This is a genomic window from Hyphomonas sp. (assembly GCF_965284475.1).
Taxonomy (GTDB): Bacteria; Pseudomonadota; Alphaproteobacteria; order Caulobacterales; family Hyphomonadaceae; genus Hyphomonas.
In genome coordinates, this window is record NZ_OZ260087.1 from 1,839,778 (window position 1) to 1,863,217 (window position 23,440).

Below are 23,440 nucleotides of genomic sequence, written 5' to 3' on the forward strand. Positions count from 1 at the left end.
TATCTCGACAAATGCGGGTGAAGGTCTAGCATCCGTGATCAAATCACCAGGCGGCGTCAGACCGTTCCAGACAAACCAAGGGGAGACATCAGGCCATGACACATTGGCGATCATTCATCATCGCGGGCGGCGCACTGGCCGTGCTTGCGGGCTGCGCCCCGAAAGAAAAGGCAGAGGTGGCCGAGAAACCGGTCGAAACCGCATTCGCGGCGGTTGATACTGACCGCATCAGGACGGCGAGTGGCGGGGCCGAATGGCTCACCTATGGCGGCACCTATGATGAGCAGCGCTATTCGACGCTGACAGGGATCAATACCGAAAACGTCGGCCGCCTTGGCGTGGCCTGGACACAGGACCTTGCGACGAATCGGGGCGTCGAGGCCACACCCATCGTTGTCGATGGCGTCATGTATGTGACCTCGGCCTGGTCGGTTGTCTACGCGCTGGACGCGAAAACGGGCGAGTCCCTGTGGACCTATGATCCCGACGTGGACCGCGCGGTGGGCGTGAAGGCCTGTTGCGATGTCGTGAACCGGGGCGTCGCCGTGCTGGACGGCAAGGTCTATGTCGGCGTGATTGATGGCCGGCTTGAAGCGCTCGACGCAGAGACCGGCGCGCGCGTGTGGAGCACGGTGACCGTTGACCAGGCCAAGCCCTACACGATCACGGGCGCGCCGCGCGTCGTGAACGGGAAGGTCCTGATCGGCAATGGCGGCGCCGAACTGGGCGTGCGCGGCTACCTGACGGCCTATGACGCGCAGACCGGCAAGAAACTCTGGCGTTTCTACACGGTCCCAAATCCAAGCAAACAGCCCGACCTTGAAGTGTCCGACAGCGCATTTGAGGCGATTGGCAACGTGACCTGGGGTGATGAAGGCGCATGGGTGACCGATGGCGGCGGCGGTACGGTCTGGGATTCGATCGTGTATGACACGGTGAATGACCAGATCATCTTCGGCGTCGGCAACGGTTCGCCGTGGAACCGGACGTTCCGCGACCCGTCCGGCGGCGACAACCTGTTCCTGTCATCCATCGTGGCGGTTGATGCCAGCACGGGTACGTACAAGTGGCACTTCCAGACGACACCCGGCGACAATTGGGACTATACGGCCACGCAATCGATCATCCTGGCGGACCTGCCGCTGGGCGAGAATGGCGCGCCGCGCCGGGTCGCCATGCAGGCGCCCAAGAACGGGTTCTTCTATGTCCTCGATGCGGCCACGGGCGAGTTCCTGTCAGGCGATGCGTTTGTGCCGATGAACTGGGCGACCGGCCTAGACGAGAATGGCCGGCCGATTGAGGTGCCCGAGGCACGTTATGGCAAGGAGCCATACGAACAGCTGCCCGGGCCGCTCGGCGCGCACAATTGGCAACCGATGGCCTACAATCCGGACACACAGCTCGCCTATATCCCGGCGCAGGAAATCCCGCAGGCCTATGTTGAGGATCCGCGCTTTGTGTCCAAGGCCGTGGGCTGGAACACCGGCGCCGACTTCTCGGCAGGTATCCCGCCCATCGCTCCGCCTGACGTGACCAGATTCCTCCGCTCGACCCTCAAGGGCCGGCTGATCGCCTGGGATCCGGTGAAAGCCGAACCACGCTGGACGGTCGAGCATGAGAATGCGTGGAATGGCGGTGTCCTGACCACGGCCGGCAATCTCGTCTTCCAGGGCAAGCTCAACGGCGACTTTGTCGCCTATAATGCTGCAACCGGCGAAAAGCTGTGGAGCCAGAACGTGAAGTCCGGCGCAGCTTCGGGGCCCGGCACCTATTCGATTGATGGCGAACAGTATGTGACGATCACGACCGGCTGGGGCAGCGCGTTCGCCCTGACGGCCGGGTATGCCTATGACGAGACGGTGCCTTCCACCGTCGGCAAGGTGGTGACGTTCAAGATTGGCGGCACCGGCATGATCGCCGATGCGGAGTTCGCACCGATTGACCGGACCGTGAAAGCCGACGCGTTCGGTGACGAGGCCATGATCACCCGGGGCGCCGTCGCCTTTTCGCGAAACTGCATGGTGTGCCATGGCGCACTGGCGGCAAGTTCCGGCGTGCTGCCCGATCTGCGCTGGTCTGCGATCACCGGCAATGCAGAGGCCTGGAAAGGCGTCGTCCTTGACGGCAACCTGGCGGCCAATGGCATGGTGTCCTTTGCCGAATTCGTCAGCCCTGAAGAGTCGGAGGCCATTCGTGCCTATGTCCTCGCGCAGGGCCACGCCATGACAGATGCGGCCGACGGCGAAGAATAGGCCCACCATCATCTGCAAATGATGTGGCGCGTCCTTCCGGGGCGCGCTACACTTTTGTGATGCAGTTCCTGATCGGCATTCTTGGCATTCTGGTGGCTATCGGCATCTGGTCGTGGCGCTTGCGCATGGCGCGTGATGGCGCGCGGGCGGCCGCCGACATGGCCCGGACAGCAGCCAGCCTGCCGCGCCGCATGGCCTTCAAGTACCGGTCCGGGCGCAACGGTCTCGACCTGATCGACGATCCGCGCGAAGCGGCTGCCATCATGATGATGGAACTGGCGCGAGCACGCGGCGGTCCGCTGACCGACCGGCAAAGCGACTCGATGACCGAGGAAATGATGCAGCATTTCAATTTCACGCGGGACGAGGCGCACGAACTGGTGGGGCATGCCGCATGGGTTACGAACAAGGCGCCGCTGCCGCAGGAAACCATGCGCCGCCTCAGCCAGAAGATCGTCAGTGACCGCTATCTCGGCCCGAAGGAAGTGGTGGATCTGGACAGCATGCTGGTTGCCGTCTCCGAGGCGGAAGGCACGCCAACGCGGGACCAGCTGTCCCTGCTGCAGATCTTTCGCGATCGCGCCGGTCTGAAGACATGATCGCACCCCCGGTTGCGATGTTGCAAGGCAGCCATTAGAGGCAGGCGAATGACCGAGACACTTCCTGCGGCCTATCGCGCGCGCATACGCAACGATAACTGGCACAATTATTCCGTGCTGCGCCATGGCGCGTTTGACGGCATGCTGGTGACATCAAAGAATTCCGGCACGCACTGGCTGAAATACATGCTGGCGATCGCGATTGCCGACACGCATGGTATCGCGCGCCCGAAATACTTCTCAGAGAATGCCGTGCGTCCCTATATAGGCTGGCCGAAAGACAAGCCGGTTTTCCCTCAGATACCACGCCTGGCCTTCAGCCATACAATCCCGCACCGCCTCACCGACTGGGGCTGGGCCCGGCGCCTTGCCGGCCTGCCGCCTTATGTACTGGCCGTGCGCCACCCCATGGCGATCCTGGCGAGCCACCACGCCAAATGGGAATATGACATCCAGGTTGACTGGCTGACCTATTTGCAGGGCGACCCGGCGGGCAAGCAGTATCGCTGCGACATCTACTGGCTGGCGCGGTTCTGGAACCGCTGGGGCGATGTGCGCCATGATGCACCTGACCTGATCCTCAATGTCCATTACGAGGAGACGCTGAAGGATGCGCGCGCCGTGCTGGAGGCCGTCGCCGCACACTGGTCGCTTGATCTGGCGCCGGACGCGATTGATGCAGCTCTCGATGCCGGCACCAAGGAAGAGATGGCGAAGCATACTGACCCGGACGCAGAGCCGAACGTGCTGCAGAACCGCAAGACCTCGCTGGATGAGCTGTTTACGGGCGCGGCCATGGACGTTTACCGCAAGCAGGCAAGGGCCCTGTTCCGGCACGATCTCGGCTACGACCTGCTCACGCCTCCGGCTTGACGTATCCGCTGGAGCGGCCTTCCGGGCCATAGGCGATCCACCACGGCTCTGCCCTGGCCTGGTCTTCAAGGACAAGGAATTTCGGATCGTGCAGCACGGCGTCGGCATAGGCCTGCGCCGTGGGACCAAGGGGCAGGTCATAGGTGCGGAAGCGGGTGACAACGGGCGCGTAGAAGGCGTCGGCTGCGCTCCATTCGCCAAACAGGAAGGGCCCGTCCTGGCCAAAGCGGCTGCGCAGGTCGCACCAGAGGGCATCGACCCTTGCGACATCGGCTGCCAGCGCGGGTGTCATGTCCGGCCGCGTGTGGCGTGCGCGAATGTCCATCGGGCAGAGACTGCGCAGCGCCTGAAAGCCGGCGTGCATTTCCGACACGGCCGCGCGGGCAACGGCGCGGGCGGCGGCCTCCCGCGGCCAGACCTGGCCGGGCCTTGCCCATTCGGCGATCCATTCGGTAATGGCAAGGCTTTCCCAGACCGTCAGGCCATCCCAGATCAGGAGCGGCACTTTGGCGGTCGGGCTGATCTCCTTCAGCCGTGCCGATGTGTCAGGAAAGTCGAGCGGCACGATAATCTCTTCCACCGGCAGGCCGACATGGCGTGCGACGAGCAGGGGGCGGATCGACCAGCTCGAATAGTTCAGGTTTCCAAGGACGAGCTGTTTCATGCCGGTTTGCCTTCCCCGATTGACCAGCGCACTTCGTGGATGCTCACCTCGCCGAAGACGCCTGCCTGCGTGTAGGGGTCCTGTGCGGAGAGGGCCCGTGCGGCGGCAAGGCTGTCAGCGGTGACGAGAAAGACTGACCCGATCATGGTCTCGCCATCCTCAGCCAGGAGCGGACCGGCCATGCGGACAGTGTCTCCAAGGCTGACGGCCCATTCAAGATGGGCAGGGCGGGTCCGGGCGCGCAGCTCGGCGCCGCCATCCTTCTTGTCCAGGCAGTGAAAGCAGAACAATGGCATGGATGATCCTCGCGACTTGGTTGAGTGTGGGAATCGCTATGGCATATTGCTTGCGTGCCGCCTAGCTGGCGGCCGGTCCGGCCAATGTTCACTGAATGAATCATTGATCCTTCAGGAATTGGGAGTATGATTTTCATATGAACGATATAACAGACACCCGCGAGCAGATCCTGAACGCCGCCATGGAGCGGATTCACCACTATGGTTACGGCAAGACGACCATGTCCGAAATTGCCCGTGACTGCAGCATGTCAGCAGGCAACATCTACCGGTTCTTCGCCTCGAAGATCGACATTGCCGAAGCCATGGCGCGCAAGTTCAACGCCAAGGTCTTCGAGGACTATGCCGCCATCGCGCGCAAGAAAACATCAGCATCTTCAAGGCTCCGCGAGTTTTTCGAGATGAGTCTGGAGCGGACCTACAGCGCCATTGAAGAGGATGCGAAAATCCTGGAAGTGGCCAATGTGCTCAAGCAGGAACGCCCGCTCTATTTCAATGAACAGATGGCGCAGGAACGCGTTTACATGGTGCAGATCCTGAATGACGGCGTGCAGTCCGGGGAGTTCCGGGCGCTCGACCGGCCGGAGGAAACGGCCGAATTCATGCAGTCAGCCCTGATGAAATTCCGATTCCCGCAACTGTTCTCGGCCCTTTCCCTGCCGAAATTGCAGCGGGAACTGGACGGCGTCCTCAACCTGTTGCTGGCATCGCTTTCCTGTGGTGCGCGAACGCCCGACAAATGAAGAAATATAAACGCTGAATAAAATTGAAATTGTTCATTGATTATTTTTCAGGGTCCGCTATATTGAGGTCATGGAAGACTATGGTGCCTTCCAACAGACCCTGATGAGCGACCCAATGACCCTCTCGAAAACTGAAGCCCGCCAATCCCTGTATGCCCTGATGGCAGCCATCCCGTTCGCCGTTGCCATCTTTGCAGCCACGCTCGCCCTTGCTGAATTTGCAGTCTAGTGCCGGCTGATCAGGCCTTGGCGCCCTTGAGCCCCGTGGCATAGGCTGGATCGCGCGTCGCCGACGCCTCATCCAGCGGCCACCGGGGTCTCGCACCGGCGCCAAGGTCTCCCGCCCCGTCGATCAGCCCTGCGGCCATCCGCTCGGCCCCGACAAGGGCGATCATCGCCGCATTGTCCGTACAGTGCCGCAAAGGCGGCGCGATAAGCTGCCCCCCACACGACACAGCTTCCGTTTCGAGCGCCGTTCGGATGGCCTGGTTTGACGCCACGCCCCCGGCCACCACGAAACGGATGCTTTTCCCCTTACCCGGATCAAAGCCTTCAAGTGCGCGGCGCGCCTTGCCGCCGAGCACGTCGCAGACGGCTGCCTGAAAACTGGCGCAGAGGTCTGCGAGGCGTTGATCCGTCAGCGGCGCTTCGGCGGCGGCGCGGGCGACGGCGGTTTTCAGGCCTGCAAAGCTCATGTCGAGACCGGGCCGGTTCATCAGCGGACGGGGGAAGGCAAAGGCTTGTCCGTCGCCGGATTTCGCCAGCCGTTCCACCGCCGGGCCGCCCGGAAAGCCGAGGCCGAGCAGCTTGGCCGTCTTGTCGAAAGCTTCGCCGACGGCATCGTCAATGGTCGAGCCGAGGCGCGTGTACTGGCCAAGGCCGCGCACTTCCAGGAACTGGCAATGGCCGCCGGACACCAGCAGCAGGAGGTAGGGGAAGGCGCAGTCGCCGCCGAGCCGGGGGCTGAGCGCGTGGCCTTCGAGGTGGTTCACGGCGATGAAGGGTTTGCCGGCCGCCTGCGCTATGGCCTTGCCGGTCATCATGCCGACCAGCACGCCGCCGATCAGGCCGGGGCCGGATGTCGCAGCGACGCCGTCGAGCGCGTCATAGCCAATGCCCGCCTCGCGCATGGCGGCGGCGACCGTCCGGTCGGCAATCTCGGCATGGGCCCGCGCAGCGATCTCCGGCACGACGCCCTGATAGGGCGCGTGTTCTTCCAGCTGCGTGTGGATCACGTCCGACAGCAGCGTCGCGCGCCCGTTTTCAAGGCGCAGCACGGCGGCGGCGGTCTCGTCGCAGCTGGATTCAATGCCGAGGAGGGTGAGCGGTCGCGTCATCGAAGGGCATATAGCCTTGTCCGGCCCGTGGTAGAAGCACCGATGTCGGCGCGCATGGCGGGGCGCGGGAAAAAGTTTGTAAGAAATCTGCAGGTCGTCAGACTAAGCGCCTATGACACAGACACGGGATCAGGATGCGCATTACCGCGAAGCAGCGAAGGTCTTTGGCCCGGCGCTGCAGCGTCTGGCACGTGCCACCGAAGCCAATGCCGAACGCCAGCGCGACCTGTTGCAGGACATGCATGTCGCCCTCTGGCGCAGCCTGTCCCGGTTTGACGGCCGCTGCAGCCTCAGCACCTGGGTCTACCGGGTCGCACACAATACGGCGGCCAGCCATGTGGATCGCGAGCGTCGGCGCAACACGGGCGCCGTCGCACTGGACGATGCAGGCGACCTGCCGGATGCCGAAAGCCTGTCGCAGATCGTTGAGCGCAGCGATGCCCTGGAGCGCCTGAATGGCTGGATCCGGGGGCTGAAAACCGCTGACCGCCAGATCATGACGCTTTACCTCGAAGACCTGCCGGCCAGCGACATTGCGGAGATTGCCGGCCTGTCGCCCGGCGCGGTGGCGACCCGAATTTCCCGCCTCAAACATCAATTATCGAAGGATTTTCAGGAGCAAACTCATGCCTGATCGCGATCCCCTGCAATCCCTCTGGTGCCAGCAGAAAGAGGAGACATTCACCATGTCCATGGCTGAAATACATGCGCGTGCAACCCGGTTCCAGTCCGGCATCCGGACCCGGAACCTGACCGAATATGTCGCCGGCCTGCTCGTTATCGGCGTTTTCGGCTGGGTGGCCTGGCTTGTGCCTGAACCGGTCGTGCGGCTGGGCGCGGGCCTGATCATTGCCGGCGCGGTCTATGTCATGTGGAAACTGCATGTGCTGGCAGGCGCGTCCTCGCGGGCGGAGATTGACCAGGCCGTCAGCCTTGCCGACTTCCACTGCAGGGCCTTGCAGCGCCAGCGCGACGCGCTGGCCACGGTCTGGCGCTGGTATCTTGCGCCCTTCGTGCCGGGCATTCTGGTGTTTGTCGGCGGCACGTCACTGGTGGCAGACACCGGATTGCCGCTGATGGCGCGCCTGACCAGTTTTGCCTTCAGCGCTGCCATGGTGGCAGGCCTGTTCACGGCCATCGCCTGGCTCAATGCCCGCGCCGTGAAGGAGATCGACGCGCAGATTGCGGAACTGGAGCAATAGGCGCTTGCGTGGGTCCCGTGCGATGACGCCCGGAAGCCCCGGCCCGCCCTTCGACGTCGCACAGGGTGAGCGCTTTGGGAGGACAGCCTAGTCGTTATCCATGCGCAGGGCCGCCACGAAGGCTTCCTGCGGGATTTCGACCTTGCCGAACTGGCGCATGCGCTGTTTGCCCTTCTTCTGTTTTTCCAGAAGCTTTTTCTTGCGGGTGGCGTCGCCGCCATAGCATTTGGCGGTCACATCCTTGCGCATGGCGGAGATGGTTTCGCGGGCGACGACCCGGCCGCCAATGGCCGCCTGGACGGGGATCTTGAACATCTGGCGGGGGATCAGGTCTTTGAGGCGTTCGCACATCTGGCGGCCACGGCTCTCGGCCCGGTCGCGGTGGACCAGCATGGCGAGCGCGTCGACGGGCTCCTCGTTCACCAGGATCTGCAGCTTCACGAGGTTCTCGGCCCGGTGGCCGACGATCTCGTAGTCGAAGCTGGCATAGCCGCGGCTGATGGATTTGAGGCGGTCGTAGAAGTCGAACACGACCTCGTTGAGCGGCAGTTCGTATTTCACCATGGCCCGACCCCCGACATAGGAAAGCTCGGTCTGGATGCCGCGGCGGTCCTGGCAGAGTTTCAGGATGGCGCCGAGATATTCGTCGGGCGTGTAGATGGTGGCGTTGATCCAGGGCTCGCGGATCTCGGAGACCTTCACGACATCGGGCATGTCGGCCGGGTTGTGCAGCTCGATCTCGGTGCCGTCGGTCATGGTGATCTCGTAGACCACGCTGGGCGCAGTGGCGATCAGGTCGAGGTCGAACTCGCGGCTGAGGCGTTCCTGGATGATCTCGAGATGGAGGAGGCCAAGGAAGCCGCAGCGGAAGCCCATGCCGAGCGCGGCAGAGGTTTCCATTTCCCAGGTGAAGCTCGCATCGTTGAGGCGCAGCTTGGACATGGCGGCGCGAAGGTCGTCAAAGTCGCCGGCATCCATGGGGAAGAGTCCGCAGAAGACGACCGGCTGGACTTCCTTGTAGCCAGGAAGGGCCTTGTCGCAGGGGCGCTTGTCTTCGGTGATCGTGTCACCGACAGCGGTTTCGCCGACTTCCTTGATCGAGGCGACGAAATAGCCGACTTCGCCGGGGCCGAGCGCATCGGTTTCGGTGAGTTTCGGATTGAATGTGCCGATCTTGTCGATCTCATAGACGCCGCCTGTGCGCATCATGCGGATGGATTGTTTCGGCTTTAGCACGCCGTCATGCACGCGCACGATGACGACGACGCCGAGATAGGGGTCATAATAGGCATCGACGAGGGCGGCCTTGAGCGGTTTGGAGGCGTCGCCGTCGCGGGGCGGCGGCAGGCGCTTGACGATGGCTTCGAGCACGTCGGGAATGCCAAGGCCGGTCTTTGCCGAGGTCTCGACCGCGTCGGAGGCATCGAGGCCGATGACATCCTCGATCTGGTCCTTGACGCGCTGGACGTCAGCGGCAGGCAGGTCGACCTTGTTGAGGACGGGGACGATCTCGTGGTTCTGGTCGATGGCCTGATAGACGTTGGCCAGCGTCTGGGCCTCGACACCCTGTGAGGCGTCGACGATCAGCAGCGAGCCTTCGCAGGCGGCAAGGCAGCGGCTGACTTCATAGGCAAAGTCGACATGGCCGGGCGTGTCCATGAGGTTCAGCTCATAGGTCTCGCCATCCTGCGCCGTATAGGACAGGCGCACGGTCTGCGCCTTGATCGTGATGCCGCGTTCCTTTTCGATATCCATCGTGTCGAGCACCTGGGCGCTCATTTCACGGTCGGTCAGTCCGCCGCAGGCCTGGATCAGGCGGTCGGCAAGGGTCGACTTGCCATGGTCGATATGGGCAATGATCGAAAAATTACGGATTTTGTCGCGTGGGGTCATGGGGCGCATATAGCGGCGCTTGGCGTGCACGGGAAGTGGGCTTGGGCGGCATGCCGGAACCGTCGTCGCGACATGCATCGCAGCCGTCGCTGGCATTTCGCCTTGAAGCTGCCACATGGTTCCCGCAAACATGTTTGTGGCGCAGGTGAAGGCGGGTCGAAAAGCTTGGGAATATTTGTCAGATGAGCAGTGACACCACGGGCCGTCCGCCGTCCTCCCTTCAAGTTGTTCCGGGCCAGTCAAGCCTGACACCCACGCCCATTCCCGATGACGAAACCCTTCCAGACATTCCCGCGTCTGCGAAGAGTGAAGCCGATGTGCTGGAGCGCCAGTTCGCACGCCGGATGGAGGCGGTCGACACCCGCTGGAGCCCGCGGCTCGACAGTTTGCGCGCCCAGCTTGAGAACACGAATGAGGTCTGGGACGACATCCAGGCCTCCGAACAGCGCCAGCCGCGCTATTCATCCGCATGGTTCTACTGGCCCTTCATGTTTGCGCTGGCCGTTGCCGAAGTGCCGATCAACCGGTTCAGCTTCGAATTGTTCTTCCAGGAAAGCCCGGCGGTCGCCCTGCTTGTCTCGTTCCTCGTGGGCGGCCTTCTTGTCACGCTGGCTCACAGGATGGGCATGCTGATGTGCCGGTTCGGCTATAATGCACGGCGCAAGAACTGGTGGGGCGAGGCGGCGCAGATCGCGCTCGTCGTGGCACTGGTCATCGGGCTGGCCTATGGCGTATCCATTCTGCGGCAGGGCTATCTTGCCTTCATCACCCAGCCCGAAATGGGCTTCGGCCAGGCGCTGGAGAGCCAGCAATTCGGCGGCGCTGCGATCATTGCGCTCAAGGCCGGGCTGGGACTGGATGGCTGGATATTCATGCTGATCAACCTGGCGGTCGTCGCCGTCGGCGTCTCTGCCGCCTATTTCTGCCACGACCAGCATCCCGATTTCGAAAAGGTCGATCGCCAGAAACGCAAACTGGAAAAGCAGGCAGCGCAGATGCGCGCCAAGCGCGCCGACGAGGAAGCGGTCGAAAAGCGCCGCTTCGCCAACCAGATGCGCCGGCTTGGTGCCTGAATGAAGCGGGCATTGCTGGCAGTCGCGCTTGTCCTGACGGGCTGTTCCGGTTCGTCGGGCAGCGAACCGGGCGCGCAGGCAGCCGGCTATTGCGCCTTTGGCGAGACCTCATCGCTGTTTCTGATCGACCAGACCACGCCCTATGACGACACGGACCGGGCGGTCATTACCGAGAGCATCGGCACGGTGGTCGACCGTCTCGGGCCCGGCGACCGGATCGTGCTGGCCACGATCAGCGAACACTATACCCGGTCGAGCCGCCTGATAAATGCCTGCAAGCCCGGATGCCCGCAAGGACAGGGCGCGCTCGATTCCATGGTGGGCGGCTGCAGCAGCATGAAAGCGCTCGCCGACGAGCGCCAGTTCATGTCCAGCCTGGCGCAGACGCTGGCGCCAGCCGTGCAGGGCTCGTCCTCGGCCGACCATTCGGCGATCATGTCGACCATCGCACAGTGGACGCAGGCGCCTCCCGGCGGCCAGCCGTTCAATCATGTCTATATCTTCTCAGACATGCTGGAGAACAGCCAGGCTGTGCCGTGGAGTGACTTCCGCTCCGCCGAGCCGGACGCCGCCATGGCACTGGCCGAAAAGTACCGCTACGTGCCCGCCGTGCAGGGCGCTGACGTGCGGATCGTGGGCTTTGGCCGCTCGCACAATCCGGGCCGTCCGCCGCTCGATCCGGAACTCGATGCCCGCCTGCGCGAATTCTGGGCGGCCTATTTCCTCGCTGGCGGCGCTTCGGTGACCTTCGAAGGCGCGATCCGGAACTGACATCAATGACACATATGACGGAGACCACAGCATGCTGCGCCCCCTTGTATCCCTCGCGCTCGCGGCAACACTGATGGCCGCCTGCACACCCGCGCCAGAAGGCACTGTCCCGTCGCTGCCCGAGGGCATGATCGAGGCCGGGGCTGAGCAGAATGGCGGGGAGGCCGTGATACAGGTCGGGCAGGTGATCCGTATCGAGCTGGAAAGCATCCCGACGGCCGGATATGTCTGGCAGATCGACCAGCTGCCGGGTTTCCTGGAGCATGTCGGCGAAGCCACCCGCCCGACGGATCCGGACTTCCAGAACCAGCCGGGCGTGACCGGCGGCCATCATTTCATGGCCTTTGACCTGAAGGCCACACAGCCCGGCACCGGCACGGTACGCCTCATCGAGGGGCGTCCCTGGGAGCTTGAAGCCCCTGACAGTTCCGGGCCGGATGCGGTCTGGACCTTCACCGTCACCGTTGAACCGGCAGGTTAAGCGCCTCAGCCCCCTGCAGCGGGCAGGTCTATGTGCACCGGCGCGCCGGGGCCAAGGTCGATACCGAGGAAGATCCAGGCCATCATCAGGGCGATGCCCGTGAGCAGCATCCATATGGAATAGGGGATCATCATCGCCGTCAGGCTGCCAAGGCCGAAATCCTTCTGCCAGCGCTGAGCGAAGACCAGGATCAGCGGGAAATACACCATTAGCGGCGTGATGATGTTCGTCGCCCCGTCACCCACACGGTAGGCCGCCGTTGCGCCTTCCGGGCTGATCCCCAGCAGCATGAGCATCGGCACCAGAACCGGTGCCAGCAGCGCCCATTTCGCGCTCGCCGAGCCGACAAACAGGTTCAGCGCCGCCGAGAAGAGCACGATCAGGCCCAGCACAACCGGCAGCGGCAGGCCGCTGTTCTGGATCGCATCGGCGCCGTGCACGGCCGAGATCAGGCCGAGGTTCGACCAGCCGAACATCGCCACGAAATGCGCCGCCGCAAAGGCGAGCACGAGGTAATAGCCCATGTCCTTCATCGCCTCGGCCATCATCGCAACCAAGTCGCGGTGGTTGTTGATCGTGTTCGCCGCCGCACCATAGGCCCAGCCTGCAGCCAGGAAGAGGACGAGGAAACCCGCCACCAGCGAGCGGAAGAATGGCCCGGCCTTCTGGTACCAGGGGTCGCCCTCGGTGCCCGGCCCGTCCGCCAGCAGCGGCGTGCCCGGCCCCAGTGTCATGAATGCCCACAGGGCGCACACGCCCAGCAGGGCGATTCCGGCCCAGCGCAGGCCCTTTTTCTGCTCCGGTGTCAGCGGCTTGTCTTCACCACCTGCCGCCACTGCAGCGCCCGGCGCAGGCGTCCATTTGCCAAGCCGTGGTTCGATGATCCGGTCGGTCACATACCAGATCACAGGCAGGTAGATGACCAGCAGCGCGATGATGAAATACGTGTTGCCGGCAATGTTCATGGTCCAGCCGGCATCAATACCGCTGGCGCCATAGGCCGCCTCGGTGATTCCGAACAGCAGCGCATCGAGCTGGCCCGGCGAGATGTTCGCCGAAAACCCGCCGGAAACGCCTGCAAAGGCGGCGGCAATCCCGGCCAGCGGATGGCGACCGGCCGACGCGAACAGAATGGCCGCCAGCGGGATCATCACCACGTAACCTGCATCGGCGGCATGGTTCGACAGCATGGCCACCAGCGCCACCATCGGTGTCAGCAGGAATGTCGGTGCGCCGCGCACTGCGGCCCGGATCGCGCTGGAAAACAGTCCGGAGCGTTCCGCCACACCCGCGCCCAGCATCACGACCAGCACATAGCCGAGCGGATGGAAGTGTGTGAACGTTGCCGGCATGTCCACCCACAGGCGCTGGATATTGTCCGCCGAGAACAGGCTGGCTGATTCGATCACCAGCGCCGTGCCCTGTTCGGTCAGCTGCGTCGGGTGCAGGGCGGCCACGCCTGCCCAGACGCATATCTGCGAAATCACCATCAGGCCGATAATCAGGTAGAAAAACAGGAAAACCGGGTCCGGCAGGCGATTGCCTGTCTTCTCGATCCAGCCCAGAAATCCCTTGTTCGTACCCGCTTCAGCCATGCCAGTCCCCTGATACTGCAATTGAACCGGCCACTTTATTGCGCAAAGCCGTTCTGGCAATGGCAGGGGCTGCGCCCGTCGCGGCTGCAGGCTGGTTGTGCCCGGCAAAATGCAGTACCACATGTCCGATTGCATCCACGGTTCCTGCCAATGCCCGACAGCCAGCACAGCCCCGCCCGCAGCGGCCTCACCGAAGACGGCTTTCTCACCGATTGCTGGTATCTCGCCGCGCCATCGTCCGCGCTCAAGGCTGGCAGGCAGCAGCGCGTGATGTTGCTGGGCGAACCGGTCGTGGTGGGGCGCACGCCGGCGGGCGAGGCTTTCGCACTGCGCGATATCTGCCCGCACAGGCTGGTCCCGCTATCGGCCGGCAAGCAGCTGGAGACCGATGGCGAATGGACGCTGCAATGCCCCTATCATGGCTGGCGCTTTGGCACGGATGGCGGCTGCAGGCTGATGCCGAGCCTGACCGAGGACAGCGCCTATGATCCTTCAAAGGTGAAGGTGCGCCGCTATCCGGTGCACGAGGCCCATGGCGCGGCCTACGTCTATATCGCGCACAATCCGCGCAGTGAGGCGCCCCCCGCCGTGCCGCCGCCGGATTTCGGCCCGCTGCCGGACAGGCCGGGTTTCGTCATCCACGACGTGTTCGATGCCCATATGGATGATGCGGTCGTTGGCCTGATGGACCCGGCGCATGTGCCTTTCGTGCATAATCAATGGTGGTGGCGTCCGCCCTCGGCGGGCCTGAAGCTGAAAGAGAAGCAGTTTGTGCCGGCCGAACGCGGCTGGGCGATCGCACGCCATCAGCCCTCGTCGAACTCATTGCTTTATCGCTGGGTGTTCGGCGGCAAGGTGGAAACCGAGATTGTATTCCAGCTGCCGGGCTTTCGCTGGGAAATCGTTTCGAACGCGACAGCGCGCCTGCTGACGCTGACCTGCCTGACGCCGGAAGGGCCAAAGCGCACGCGCATCACCCAGTTCACCTGGTGGACCGGCGCGCCCTTGCTGAGCCTGGCCGTGCCCATCGCGAAACCGGCGGGCCGCAAGTTCCTGCGCCAGGATGGCGACATGGTGGACCTGCAGAATCAGGGCATGGCGCACCAGAAGGCGATGCTGTGGATCGAGGATATCGACGTGCAGGCCAAATGGTACCAGCGCCTGAAGCGCGAATGGACCGAAGCCCGCACCGAGGGGCGTGAATTCGCGAACCCGATCGAGCCGCGCGTATTGAAGTGGATGAGCTGAGCAGGGCGGCGCGGAACATTTCTGGTCCGGGCGGCGTTACCATAACGCCTGTATCCCTGACGGGAGCGGGTTCCCTTAACCAAGCGATCCTTCGAAGCGTCGCGCCAGTCCCGCCACGAGGAATACATGTTGAAATCCCTGATGATGTTGTCGGTTGCCGCCAGCGTCCTGCTGCTCGCAGCCTGTTCCGACGAGACCGCAACGGCCCCTGAGGCGCCTGTCGCGCCGCCTGCTGATGCAATTGAGCCCGCCCCAGGCGAGACGGCTGCCATGCCGACCGAGCCTGTCGCCTTGCCGACGCTGGTCGACGTGCTGGGCTCAAGCCCGGATTTCTCAACGCTTGTCTCGGCCATCGGCGCTGGGGACCTGACCGAAACGCTGTCGGGCCCCGGCACCTACACGCTGTTTGCGCCCACGAACGAAGCCTTCGCCGCAATGGACCCGGCCCTGCTGGAAGACCTGATGAAGCCTGAGAACAAGGACAAGCTGGTCACGGTGCTGAGCTATCATGTCCTTCCGGGCAAGCTCAGCTCGTCACAGCTGGCCGGCAAGTCCGAGGCCATGGCCTCGCTCAACAACAAGGACATGCTGGTTGACGGCACCGGCACCGCCCTGATGGTCAACACGGCTACCGTGACGATCGGCGATATCGAAGCGGCCAATGGCGTCATCCATGTGATCGACCAGGTTCTAGTGCCGCGCTTCGAGGAATAGGCTTTCGAGCGCATCTGGACTTTCGCGTCTATCGCTTCCGGGCGATGATGAAGGCGCGAATATCCTTGCCGCGCGTGCCATGGCGTTCACAGGCGATGATGTCAAAACCGGCCTGCCCAATCTCACCGGTCAGGGTGGCTTCGGAAAACGTATCGACATGCGGCGCCTTCCCGATTGCCTTCATCAGCGGCAGGGCGAGGTGGATGGCAAAGCTCATCTCCGAAAGGCAAGGCGTCTTGGAAATGAAGAGACCGCCGGGCTTCAGGAGGCCGTGAAGCGCTGCGAGGGCCGCCTGCCGCTGATCGAGCAGGTGGAGGATATTGAAGCCGAGGGCCAGGTCGAAGCTATTGTGACGCCAGCGCTCATCATTGATCAGCCCCACCTCGAAAGCGACATTGGGCGCGCCTTGGGCCACTGCCTTTTCCTGTGCTATGGCGATCATTTCAGGCGAGATATCGGTTGCCAGAAGATGAGCGCAATGTGGCGCGAGTTTCAGCGCCGTTGTGCCCGTGCCGCAGCCGAATTCGAAAACCTGGTCGGCGGCTTGCATGAACTCGGCGGTCCGCGCCAGCGACCGTTCATAGCCAGCCTCGTCGGCTATCGGATCGGCTGAATATTTGCGGGCTGCGCGGTCCCAGAAACGGGCATTTCTTGAAGACTGGCTCATTCCTGAATCCCTCTTTTTGCCTGGCTAGCAGCGGAGAATGACCGTGATATGGCAGTCAGACGTCATTGAATGCGAACAAAAAGTGAAACCGCAAGCTGTCTTTAACCATCCCCGCTGTTAGGGTGGCGGGCATGAGCATCCCGATTCGTATTCTCGGCATCGATCCGGGCCTCCGCCATACCGGCTGGGGCGTGGTGGAGCAGACCGGCGCGCGCCTCGCGCATGTGGCGCATGGCGTGATCTCTGTGGACCCCGATCTGGAGATGGCCGCGCGACTGGCCGGCATCTTCTCGGCGGTGGCCGAGATCGCCCGCGAGCACGCCCCGCATGCGGCGGGGATTGAGGAAACGCTGGTCAACGCCAATCCGCGTTCGGCGCTGAAGCTGGGTCAGGCGCGGGGCGCGGCCATGGCGGCGCTGTCGCTGGGCGGCCTGCCTGTGGCGGAATTTGCCCCGCGCAAGATCAAGCTGGCCGTTGTCGGCACCGGCACCGCAGACAAGACGCAGGTCATGTTCATGGTGCAGCGCCTGTTGCCCCGCGCCGGACAGATGAAGGCGGACGCCGCCGATGCGCTGGCCTGCGCCATCTGCGCGGCGCACCATTTGCCGCTGGAGCTGAAACGGGGCGCGGCATGATTATCGGACGCCTCACCGGCACGATTGCGGCCATGGGCCTCGATCATGTGCTGATCGACGTGAATGGCGTCGGCTATGTCTGCCAGGCGGGTACGCGGCTGCTGGCCCGTGTGCATGCGGGCGAGCAGGCCGTGCTGCATGTCGAGACCAAGGTGAGCGAGGCGGCGATCACGCTCTATGCCTTCGGCACGGACGAGGAACGGGCCTGGTTCGTGCGCCTGCAGGATGTGCATGGCGTGGCGGGCAAGGCGGCGATGGCGATACTGGATGCACTGACGCCGGCCGAGATCATGGATGCGATTGCGCTCGGTGATGCGCGGGTGCTGGAGCGGGCCAAGGGCGTCGGCAAGAAACTGGCGGAGCGGATCGTGCTGGATCTGTCCGGCAAGGCGCCGCCGATGGGCCGGTTCGGACGCTTCGATGCGGCGAGCGCGGCGGGCATGGCGAGTGCGCCTGCCGCCGCCACGACGGGCCCGCGTTCAGAGGCGATCTCGGCCTTGGTAAACCTTGGCTACAGCCAGGGCGATGCGGCAAGGGCGGTGGCCGCTGCGGCGTCCACAGTGCCTGACACGGATGTCGGCCCGCTGGTCAAGGCGGCGCTGAAGGAGCTGAGCCGGTGAGTCGCGAGGGGGAATTGTCCGATCCCAATGCACAGGGCGGCGATGCGCTGGACCGGGCGCTGCGGCCGCAGACGTTTGACGACTATGTCGGCCAGCGCAAGGCGAAGTCGAACCTGAAAGTCTATGTCGAGGCGGCGCGCGGGCGCAGCGAGGCGCTGGACCATGTTCTTCTGTTTGGCCCACCCGGCCTCGGCAAGACAACGCTGGCGCAGATCCTGGCGCGGGAAATGGGCGTCGGCTTCCGGGCCACGTCCGGGCCGGTGATCGCCAAGGCGGGCGACCTCGCAGCGATCCTGACAAACCTTGAGCCCAATGATGTCCTGTTCATTGACGAGATTCACCGCCTGCCGGCCATTGTGGAGGAAATCCTCTATCCGGCCATGGAGGATTATGCCCTCGATATCGTGATCGGGGAGGGGCCGTCGGCGCGCTCTGTGCGGCTGGACCTGTCGCCCTTCACGCTGGTCGGTGCGACGACGCGGGCGGGCCTCCTGGCGACGCCGCTGCGCGACCGGTTCGGCATTCCGCTCAGGCTGGAATTCTATGAGCCGGAGGAGCTGGCGCGCATCGTGATGGCGGCGGCGCGCAAGCTGGGCGCGGCGATTACCGAAGACGGCGCGGTGGAGATTGCCGGGCGGGCGCGGGGCACGCCGCGCATTGCGCTGCGCCTTTTGCGCCGGGTGCGCGACTTTGCCGAGGCGGAGGGCGCAAAGATTGATGCAGCGGCCGCCGGGCGCGCGTTGAAACGGCTGGAGATTGACGGCGACGGGCTGGATGCACTCGACCGGCGCTACCTGCATGCCCTGGTGCACACCTATGCGGGTGGGCCGGTGGGCGTCGAGACGCTGGCGGCCGCCCTGTCAGAGGCGCGCGATGCGGTGGAAGACGTGATCGAGCCCTACCTGATGCAGAAGGGCTATGTTGCCCGCACCCCGCGCGGACGGACGGCGGCGCCGCTCGCCTATGAGCGGCTGGGATTACCGGTGCCGGGCGGGCATCAGAGCGGGTTGTTCGGGGAGAAGTAAGGCTCAGGCGCCCTGTTGCATTCGCCAGAGGAGGCCGATGAAGGCGCCTTTGACACGTGGCAGCAGGAGCAGGACTGCGCCGACAGCGCCCGTTCCGAGAGCGGGCAGCGACAGCCAGAGCGGCCCGGATTCATTCATCGAGACGAGGAAGGTGATCGGTGCCAGGACCGGTCCGAGGATCAGCACCGTGAACCAGGGCGGGCCATCCTCGGCGCGGATCTGGCCAATGGGCTCGCCGCAATGGGAACAGACGGGCGCCTGTTTGAGGAAACCGTCAAATACGCGTCCCTGGCCGCAGGCCGGACAACGTCCGCGCAGGCCGCGCAGGATGGAGGTAAGCATGGGGCGGGAGGAGGGCATTGTGCGCGTCTCAAAGGGCGGGTTGGTCATCCTGCTTCGCACGACCGGCCGCGCGTGACCAGAAAGGGTTGAAACCGGAAGGCGGTTCCGCGCGTATGAGAGCGAAGGAGAATATCTTGATGAAACCTCTTGGCCTGATTGCCTTGCTGGCGGCCGCCGCGTTGTCAGCCTGTTCCAGCCAGCCGGACTATCGCGCGCAGAAGACCGCGCCGCCCACCGTGCCGCAGGTAGACCTGCAGCGCTATGCAGGCCTCTGGTATGAGATTGCCCGCTATCCCAACCGCTTCGAGACCAATTGCGCGGGCGTGACGGCCGAGTATGCGCCGCGCGATGATGGCCGGATCGACGTGATCAATACCTGCCACGAGGGCAGTGTGGATGGTCCGGTGGAGATAGCCAAAGGCGTGGCGCGGGTGATGGAACAGTCCGGCAATGCGCGCCTGAAGGTGAAGTTCGCGCCCTCATGGGTGCCCTTTGCCTGGGGCGATTACTGGATCCTGCACCTGGAGCCGGACTATTCGGCTGTGCTTGTGGGGGATCCGGGCGGCAAGTATCTCTGGATACTGGCGCGGGAAAAGACGCTCAGTGCCGGCACGCTGACGCGAATCAAGACCCGTGCAGAGGAACTCGGCTACCAGACCGCGCCATTGGAGATGACGGATCAGGGGTGATCTGCTAACGCGGATTACATGACCCAGCCGACCCTCGACGACCGGAATTTTGACCCGCAGCGCCAGCACTGGATCACGGTGCGTGTCTATTACGAGGACACTGATTTCACCGGCATGGTGTATCACGCCAATTACCTGCGCTTCTTCGAGCGCGGACGGTCGGACCATTTGCGCGATGCCGGGATTTCGCACCAGTCATTGCTTGACCGGCCAGACCCGGCAGCGTTCACGCTGACCAACGTGAATGTGGCTTACAAGCGCCCGGCCAAGGTGGATGACCTGCTGCATGTGCGCACGCGCTACCTGGGTATGGACGGGCCGCGTATCCGGTTCGAGCAGGCCTGCCTGCGCGATGGCCAGGTCGTGGCAGAGGCGGAGATCACGGCGGTGATGATCCATGCGGACGGGCGGCTGAGGCGGCCTATCCGTGAGGTGGCGGAGCATCTGGAAGCCTTTGTCTGGCGGCCTTAGAGTCTTGTAATCAGTATGTAATTGTTGATTTCGAGCGCGGCGGGACCGTATGCGCGCCGGAATTCTCATGCTTGGGACTTGCATTTAGATATATCGAAAACTATCTTTTATTTCGATATATCTAAAAGAAGTATCAATGAATAGTCAATCAGCCCGGAACCGGGACCCTCTCCCGGGCGGGATACCAGACAGGGACAACACGTTCGGCTGCCGCAGGCGCCAGGGAAAAGGAGACTTCATGCACGGACATAACAGGCACGGCCGGCGCGAGCGCTGGCATATGAAAATGGGCATGGGCGGGGGGCACCGTCATGGACGGGGTGGCCGCCGGGGTGGCAGGCCGCTGGGCCATGGCGACCTTCGCCTCCTGATTCTCAGCCTGATCAGCGAAACGCCGCGTCACGGCTATGACCTGATCCGGGAGATCGAGACGCGCACCGGCGGCACGTACAAGCCGAGCCCCGGCGTGATGTATCCGGCACTGGAAATCATCCAGGACCTGGCCCTCGCCGAAGTCCGCACCGAGGACGGCAAGAAGACCTTTCACATCACTGCCGAGGGAACAGAGGAACTGATGCGCGAGGCGGCGACGGTGGAGGCGATCCATGCGCGCCTTGCCGACCTGATGCGAGCCGAAGAGGACGTTGACCCGGCGGATGTACGCACCGCGATGCATCGCCTCAGGCATGCCGTCGTCACATCCGCGCGCCACAGCGTAGCCGACGAGGCGCGCCACCGCCGGATCGTTGCGATCCTGAGCGCGGCCCGCGACGAGATTTCATCTCTCGACTGACGCGCCATGACAGCGACGCACGGGCGGGACCTCCATCGGGGCCCCGCTTTGCTGTCAGAAGCTGATTTCAGCCGAGACGGGCAGGTGATCGGACAGCTGGTGGGCCAGGCAATGCCTCTGATCTATGCTGATACTGTCGGAGTGGACGATATGGTCGAGATCCTTCTGGGGGCGCCAGGACGGATAGGTCGGCAGGAGGGGATGATTGGCAATTCTGGCCTTGTTGGCCTCGGCGAAAGCCTCGAGATGAGTGGAACTGTTCGTACAGTTGAAGTCTCCGACCACCAGGAAAGGGTGCTGTCTGGGCAGGTGGCCGGCGACGGCCTCCAGCTGCAGGGCCTGGTCATTGCGGCCGAGGCTGAGATGCAGGTTCGCCACCGAGATGCCCTGTCCCACCTGCACATTGGCGATCAGGCAGCCGCGTCCCTTTACCCGTCCGGGAAGCTTGAAATCATGGATATCAGACAGGGCGTACCGGCTGAGGATTGCGTTCCCGTGCAGGGAAATGCCGGGAATGGTCCGGTTGCGCTGGACTGCGACATGCGTGTGACCAGACAGGGTCGCGATCTGCTCGGCCTGGCAGGCGAAACCGGAGCGGCGCCCGCCCAGATCGACCTCCTGCAGGCAGACCACATCATGCGTGCTGACGATTTCCGCGATTTTTTCCAGCGTGGAGCGCTTGGCACTGGTATTGAAGACCTGATGATGGGCCCGCGTCACGTATTGTGAATATCTGGTCGTGCCGATCGCAGCCTGGATATTCCAGGTCATGATCTGAAGAGAGTGGGCCATGCGGCTCATACGGCGGCGGGAACGCGCGGTTCCATCCTGCGTTCGGTCCGTAGCGTTGAAGGGGACGGTTTTGCTTCCAAGTTCACTTGCCTTTGTCCTCCATATCCTGATCGCGATCGCGCTGACCGTTCGCCTGCTTTACCGCAAGCTGGCTGTCAGCACGACGCTGGCATGGATCATCATTCTCTTCTCCCTGCCTTATATAGGCATCTTCTTCTATTTCCTGTTCGGCGATCACAGGATGGGGCGCAAACGCCTCAGCCAGGGCAACCGTATCCGGCAATTCTACCAGCGCCGTTATGGTGTCGAGGAAGACCCGCTGATGGACGTGACGCTGGATGCCTCGCCCACGATACGTGCGCTGAGCCAGAGCGTGGCCACCCATCCCGGCTTTCCCGTGACTCACGATAACAGTCTGGAACTGCTGGAAGATGCGGGCGAGATTCTGGACCGCATCGTTGCCGATATCGATGCGGCGACGAAGACCTGCTTCCTCGAATTTTACATCGTCGAGCCGGAGGGCCGTGTCGTGGCCGTGATGGAAGCGCTGGCGCGCGCGGCCAGGCGCGGTGTCGACTGCAACCTGCTGGCCGACAGTTTCGGCAGCAAGGCCCTGTTCCGGTCAAGCTGGCTGCAGCGCCTGCGGACTGCAGGTGTGGATGTGGAGGAGTCGCTGCCGGTGGGTTTGATCAAGTCGCTGTCCCAGCGGTCTGACCTGCGCAACCATCGCAAGCTGATCGCGATTGACCAGGCGATTGGCTATATTGGCAGCTTCAACCTCGTTGACCCGAAATTCTTCAAGCAAGAACGTTCAGTCGGCGAATGGGTCGACACGATGTTCCGTCTGGAGGGGCGCATCGTCGACTCGCTTGGCTGCGTGTTCAACGCCGACTACATTTTCGATTGCGTCGGGCTGGACGTTGACAGGGAGGCCCTGCGAGACCTGCCGACGGATCGTCCGGATACGCCGCCTGCTGGCAATGTATCCCTGCAATTGCTGCCGTCCGGGCCGGAAACGCATGACAGCCCCATTCATGAATGGGTGGTCTCGGCCATCTTCGCCGCACAGAGGCGCGTCTCGATCATCACGCCCTATTTCATTCCGGACGAAACGCTGACACTGGCCCTGAAGGCAGCATGCAAGCGCGGCGTTGCCGTGGACGTGATCGTGCCGGAAAAGATCGATTCCCGCATGGCCCAGTTTGCCAGCGAATCGGTGTTCGAGGAACTGCTGGAGGCCGGTATCGGTATCGCGCGCTACGCCGATGGCCTGCTGCACACGAAGTGCGTGCTGGTCGACGATACGGTTTCCATGCTCGGCACGGTGAACATGGACACGCGCAGCTTTTACCTGAACCTCGAACTGACACTGATTGCCTATGACCGGGACGTCACGCGCCTTATGGATGAACTGCGGGACCGGTATCTGGTCCGATGCACCCATATTGATGCGGATGAATGGGCGGCGCGGCCAAACTGGCGGCGGATGACGGAAAATATACTCAGACTGGCCGCCCCCATACTTTAGGCGTCATTGCTGCAGTGCAGCGCGATACGGTCTGCCCACAAATCCTTAACCAAACACCCCTATCGGTTAACCAGCTGCGGAATCTCGTGTGCCTGCCGTGTTTCCGCCAGATTTGGCGGTGAAACAGGGGCGGAAGC

General features: G+C 63.3%; 26 protein-coding genes. 18 read left to right on the plus strand and 8 right to left on the minus strand.

From position 1 onward, the window contains the following. Positions 1–95 precede the first annotated feature (95 nt). Genes ACQ66M_RS08930 through ACQ66M_RS08940 form a run of 3 tightly spaced genes read left to right on the plus strand, consistent with a single transcriptional unit; the run spans position 96 to position 3,724 of the window. Positions 96–2,252 (plus strand): PQQ-dependent dehydrogenase, methanol/ethanol family, encoded by a 2,157-nt coding sequence (locus ACQ66M_RS08930; RefSeq protein WP_430403297.1) that lies wholly within the window; start codon positions 96–98, stop codon positions 2,250–2,252. A gap of 23 nt (positions 2,253–2,275) precedes the next feature. Beyond that, positions 2,276–2,851 (plus strand): hypothetical protein, encoded by a 576-nt coding sequence (locus ACQ66M_RS08935; protein WP_430403299.1) that lies wholly within the window; start codon positions 2,276–2,278, stop codon positions 2,849–2,851. A gap of 48 nt (positions 2,852–2,899) precedes the next feature. Continuing rightward, positions 2,900–3,724: a sulfotransferase family protein gene (locus tag ACQ66M_RS08940; protein WP_430403301.1), complete on the plus strand. Its 825-nt coding sequence runs from the start codon at positions 2,900–2,902 to the stop codon at positions 3,722–3,724. Here ACQ66M_RS08940 and ACQ66M_RS08945 read toward each other — a convergent pair. Together ACQ66M_RS08945 and ACQ66M_RS08950 are read right to left on the minus strand one after the other, a co-directional pair. Beyond that, entirely contained in the window at positions 3,708–4,388 is a 681-nt protein-coding gene (locus ACQ66M_RS08945; protein ID WP_430403303.1) for a glutathione S-transferase family protein, read from the minus strand. The two genes, ACQ66M_RS08940 and ACQ66M_RS08945, sit on opposite strands and share 17 nt — an antisense overlap. Next, complete coding sequence (locus tag ACQ66M_RS08950) at positions 4,385–4,684, minus strand: YciI family protein (RefSeq protein WP_430403305.1); 300 nt, start codon at positions 4,682–4,684, stop codon at positions 4,385–4,387. Before ACQ66M_RS08950 ends, ACQ66M_RS08945 begins: the two co-directional genes overlap by 4 nt. 137 nt (positions 4,685–4,821) lie before the next feature. Between ACQ66M_RS08950 and ACQ66M_RS08955 the strand changes: the two genes are divergently transcribed. Continuing rightward, positions 4,822–5,427 (plus strand): TetR/AcrR family transcriptional regulator, encoded by a 606-nt coding sequence (locus tag ACQ66M_RS08955; protein ID WP_350173787.1) that lies wholly within the window; start codon positions 4,822–4,824, stop codon positions 5,425–5,427. 239 nt (positions 5,428–5,666) lie between these two features. Here ACQ66M_RS08955 and tsaD read toward each other — a convergent pair whose 3' ends face one another. Next, complete coding sequence (tsaD, locus tag ACQ66M_RS08960; RefSeq protein WP_430403307.1) at positions 5,667–6,764, minus strand: tRNA (adenosine(37)-N6)-threonylcarbamoyltransferase complex transferase subunit TsaD; 1,098 nt, start codon at positions 6,762–6,764, stop codon at positions 5,667–5,669. Positions 6,765–6,876: 112 nt separating this feature from the next. Between tsaD and ACQ66M_RS08965 the strand changes: the two genes are divergently transcribed. Both ACQ66M_RS08965 and ACQ66M_RS08970 read left to right on the plus strand, forming a co-directional pair. Further along, entirely contained in the window at positions 6,877–7,398 is a 522-nt protein-coding gene (locus ACQ66M_RS08965) for an RNA polymerase sigma factor (RefSeq protein WP_350173791.1), read from the plus strand. Continuing rightward, positions 7,391–7,966: a hypothetical protein gene (locus ACQ66M_RS08970; RefSeq protein WP_430403309.1), complete on the plus strand. Its 576-nt coding sequence runs from the start codon at positions 7,391–7,393 to the stop codon at positions 7,964–7,966. Before ACQ66M_RS08965 ends, ACQ66M_RS08970 begins: the two co-directional genes overlap by 8 nt. Before the next feature lie 87 nt (positions 7,967–8,053). Here the strand turns inward: ACQ66M_RS08970 and lepA are convergent, their stop codons facing one another. Next, positions 8,054–9,859 (minus strand): translation elongation factor 4, encoded by a 1,806-nt coding sequence (lepA, locus tag ACQ66M_RS08975; protein WP_350173795.1) that lies wholly within the window; start codon positions 9,857–9,859, stop codon positions 8,054–8,056. A 182-nt stretch (positions 9,860–10,041) separates the two neighbouring features. Here lepA and ACQ66M_RS08980 point away from each other — a divergent pair, with 182 nt between their 5' ends. From ACQ66M_RS08980 to ACQ66M_RS08990, 3 genes are read left to right on the plus strand one after another with little or no spacing between them, the layout of a single operon-like run. Beyond that, positions 10,042–10,932 carry a hypothetical protein gene (locus tag ACQ66M_RS08980; RefSeq protein WP_430403311.1) on the plus strand — a complete coding sequence of 297 codons (891 nt, stop codon included), beginning with the start codon at positions 10,042–10,044 and terminating at the stop codon, positions 10,930–10,932. Next, positions 10,933–11,703, plus strand: coding sequence for a hypothetical protein (locus ACQ66M_RS08985; RefSeq protein ID WP_430403313.1), 771 nt, complete (start codon positions 10,933–10,935; stop codon positions 11,701–11,703). Positions 11,704–11,734: 31 nt separating this feature from the next. After that, positions 11,735–12,184, plus strand: coding sequence for a protease inhibitor I42 family protein (locus ACQ66M_RS08990; protein ID WP_430403315.1), 450 nt, complete (start codon positions 11,735–11,737; stop codon positions 12,182–12,184). A 5-nt stretch (positions 12,185–12,189) separates the two neighbouring features. On the opposite strand, the gene ACQ66M_RS08995 is transcribed toward ACQ66M_RS08990, so the two are convergent. After that, complete coding sequence (locus ACQ66M_RS08995; protein WP_350173803.1) at positions 12,190–13,779, minus strand: AbgT family transporter; 1,590 nt, start codon at positions 13,777–13,779, stop codon at positions 12,190–12,192. A gap of 129 nt (positions 13,780–13,908) precedes the next feature. Between ACQ66M_RS08995 and ACQ66M_RS09000 the strand changes: the two genes are divergently transcribed. Together ACQ66M_RS09000 and ACQ66M_RS09005 are read left to right on the plus strand one after the other, a co-directional pair. Beyond that, the gene (locus ACQ66M_RS09000; protein ID WP_430403317.1) at positions 13,909–15,027 is read left to right on the plus strand and encodes a Rieske 2Fe-2S domain-containing protein; all 1,119 of its coding nucleotides are present in this window, start codon (positions 13,909–13,911) and stop codon (positions 15,025–15,027) included. A gap of 126 nt (positions 15,028–15,153) precedes the next feature. After that, positions 15,154–15,741 carry a fasciclin domain-containing protein gene (locus ACQ66M_RS09005; RefSeq protein WP_430403319.1) on the plus strand — a complete coding sequence of 196 codons (588 nt, stop codon included), beginning with the start codon at positions 15,154–15,156 and terminating at the stop codon, positions 15,739–15,741. A 28-nt stretch (positions 15,742–15,769) separates the two neighbouring features. Here ACQ66M_RS09005 and ACQ66M_RS09010 read toward each other — a convergent pair whose 3' ends face one another. Further along, positions 15,770–16,408: a class I SAM-dependent methyltransferase gene (locus ACQ66M_RS09010; protein WP_430403321.1), complete on the minus strand. Its 639-nt coding sequence runs from the start codon at positions 16,406–16,408 to the stop codon at positions 15,770–15,772. Positions 16,409–16,539: 131 nt separating this feature from the next. Between ACQ66M_RS09010 and ruvC the strand changes: the two genes are divergently transcribed. From ruvC to ruvB, 3 genes are read left to right on the plus strand one after another with little or no spacing between them, the layout of a single operon-like run. Next, positions 16,540–17,043 carry a crossover junction endodeoxyribonuclease RuvC gene (gene ruvC / locus ACQ66M_RS09015; protein WP_430403323.1) on the plus strand — a complete coding sequence of 168 codons (504 nt, stop codon included), beginning with the start codon at positions 16,540–16,542 and terminating at the stop codon, positions 17,041–17,043. Next, positions 17,040–17,663 (plus strand): Holliday junction branch migration protein RuvA, encoded by a 624-nt coding sequence (ruvA, locus tag ACQ66M_RS09020; protein ID WP_350173813.1) that lies wholly within the window; start codon positions 17,040–17,042, stop codon positions 17,661–17,663. Before ruvC ends, ruvA begins: the two co-directional genes overlap by 4 nt. Further along, positions 17,660–18,688 (plus strand): Holliday junction branch migration DNA helicase RuvB, encoded by a 1,029-nt coding sequence (gene ruvB, locus ACQ66M_RS09025; RefSeq protein WP_350173815.1) that lies wholly within the window; start codon positions 17,660–17,662, stop codon positions 18,686–18,688. Before ruvA ends, ruvB begins: the two co-directional genes overlap by 4 nt. Positions 18,689–18,691: 3 nt before the next feature. On the opposite strand, the gene ACQ66M_RS09030 is transcribed toward ruvB, so the two are convergent. Next, positions 18,692–19,030 carry a DUF983 domain-containing protein gene (locus ACQ66M_RS09030; protein ID WP_430403325.1) on the minus strand — a complete coding sequence of 113 codons (339 nt, stop codon included), beginning with the start codon at positions 19,028–19,030 and terminating at the stop codon, positions 18,692–18,694. A gap of 137 nt (positions 19,031–19,167) precedes the next feature. Between ACQ66M_RS09030 and ACQ66M_RS09035 the strand changes: the two genes are divergently transcribed. From ACQ66M_RS09035 to ACQ66M_RS09045, 3 genes are all read left to right on the plus strand, one after another. Continuing rightward, the gene (locus ACQ66M_RS09035) at positions 19,168–19,719 is read left to right on the plus strand and encodes a lipocalin family protein (RefSeq protein WP_430405144.1); all 552 of its coding nucleotides are present in this window, start codon (positions 19,168–19,170) and stop codon (positions 19,717–19,719) included. Between the two features lie 18 nt (positions 19,720–19,737). Continuing rightward, on the plus strand, positions 19,738–20,190 hold the full coding sequence (locus tag ACQ66M_RS09040) for a YbgC/FadM family acyl-CoA thioesterase (protein ID WP_350173821.1): 453 nt from the start codon (positions 19,738–19,740) through the stop codon (positions 20,188–20,190). A gap of 238 nt (positions 20,191–20,428) precedes the next feature. Continuing rightward, a complete protein-coding gene (locus ACQ66M_RS09045) occupies positions 20,429–20,983 on the plus strand; it encodes a PadR family transcriptional regulator (protein ID WP_430403326.1) in 555 nt (184 codons plus the stop codon). 54 nt (positions 20,984–21,037) lie between these two features. Here the strand turns inward: ACQ66M_RS09045 and ACQ66M_RS09050 are convergent, their stop codons facing one another. Beyond that, positions 21,038–21,775: an endonuclease/exonuclease/phosphatase family protein gene (locus ACQ66M_RS09050; protein WP_430403328.1), complete on the minus strand. Its 738-nt coding sequence runs from the start codon at positions 21,773–21,775 to the stop codon at positions 21,038–21,040. Between the two features lie 70 nt (positions 21,776–21,845). Between ACQ66M_RS09050 and cls the strand changes: the two genes are divergently transcribed. Then, the gene (cls, locus tag ACQ66M_RS09055; protein WP_430403330.1) at positions 21,846–23,303 is read left to right on the plus strand and encodes a cardiolipin synthase; all 1,458 of its coding nucleotides are present in this window, start codon (positions 21,846–21,848) and stop codon (positions 23,301–23,303) included. Positions 23,304–23,440: the final 137 nt, after the last annotated feature.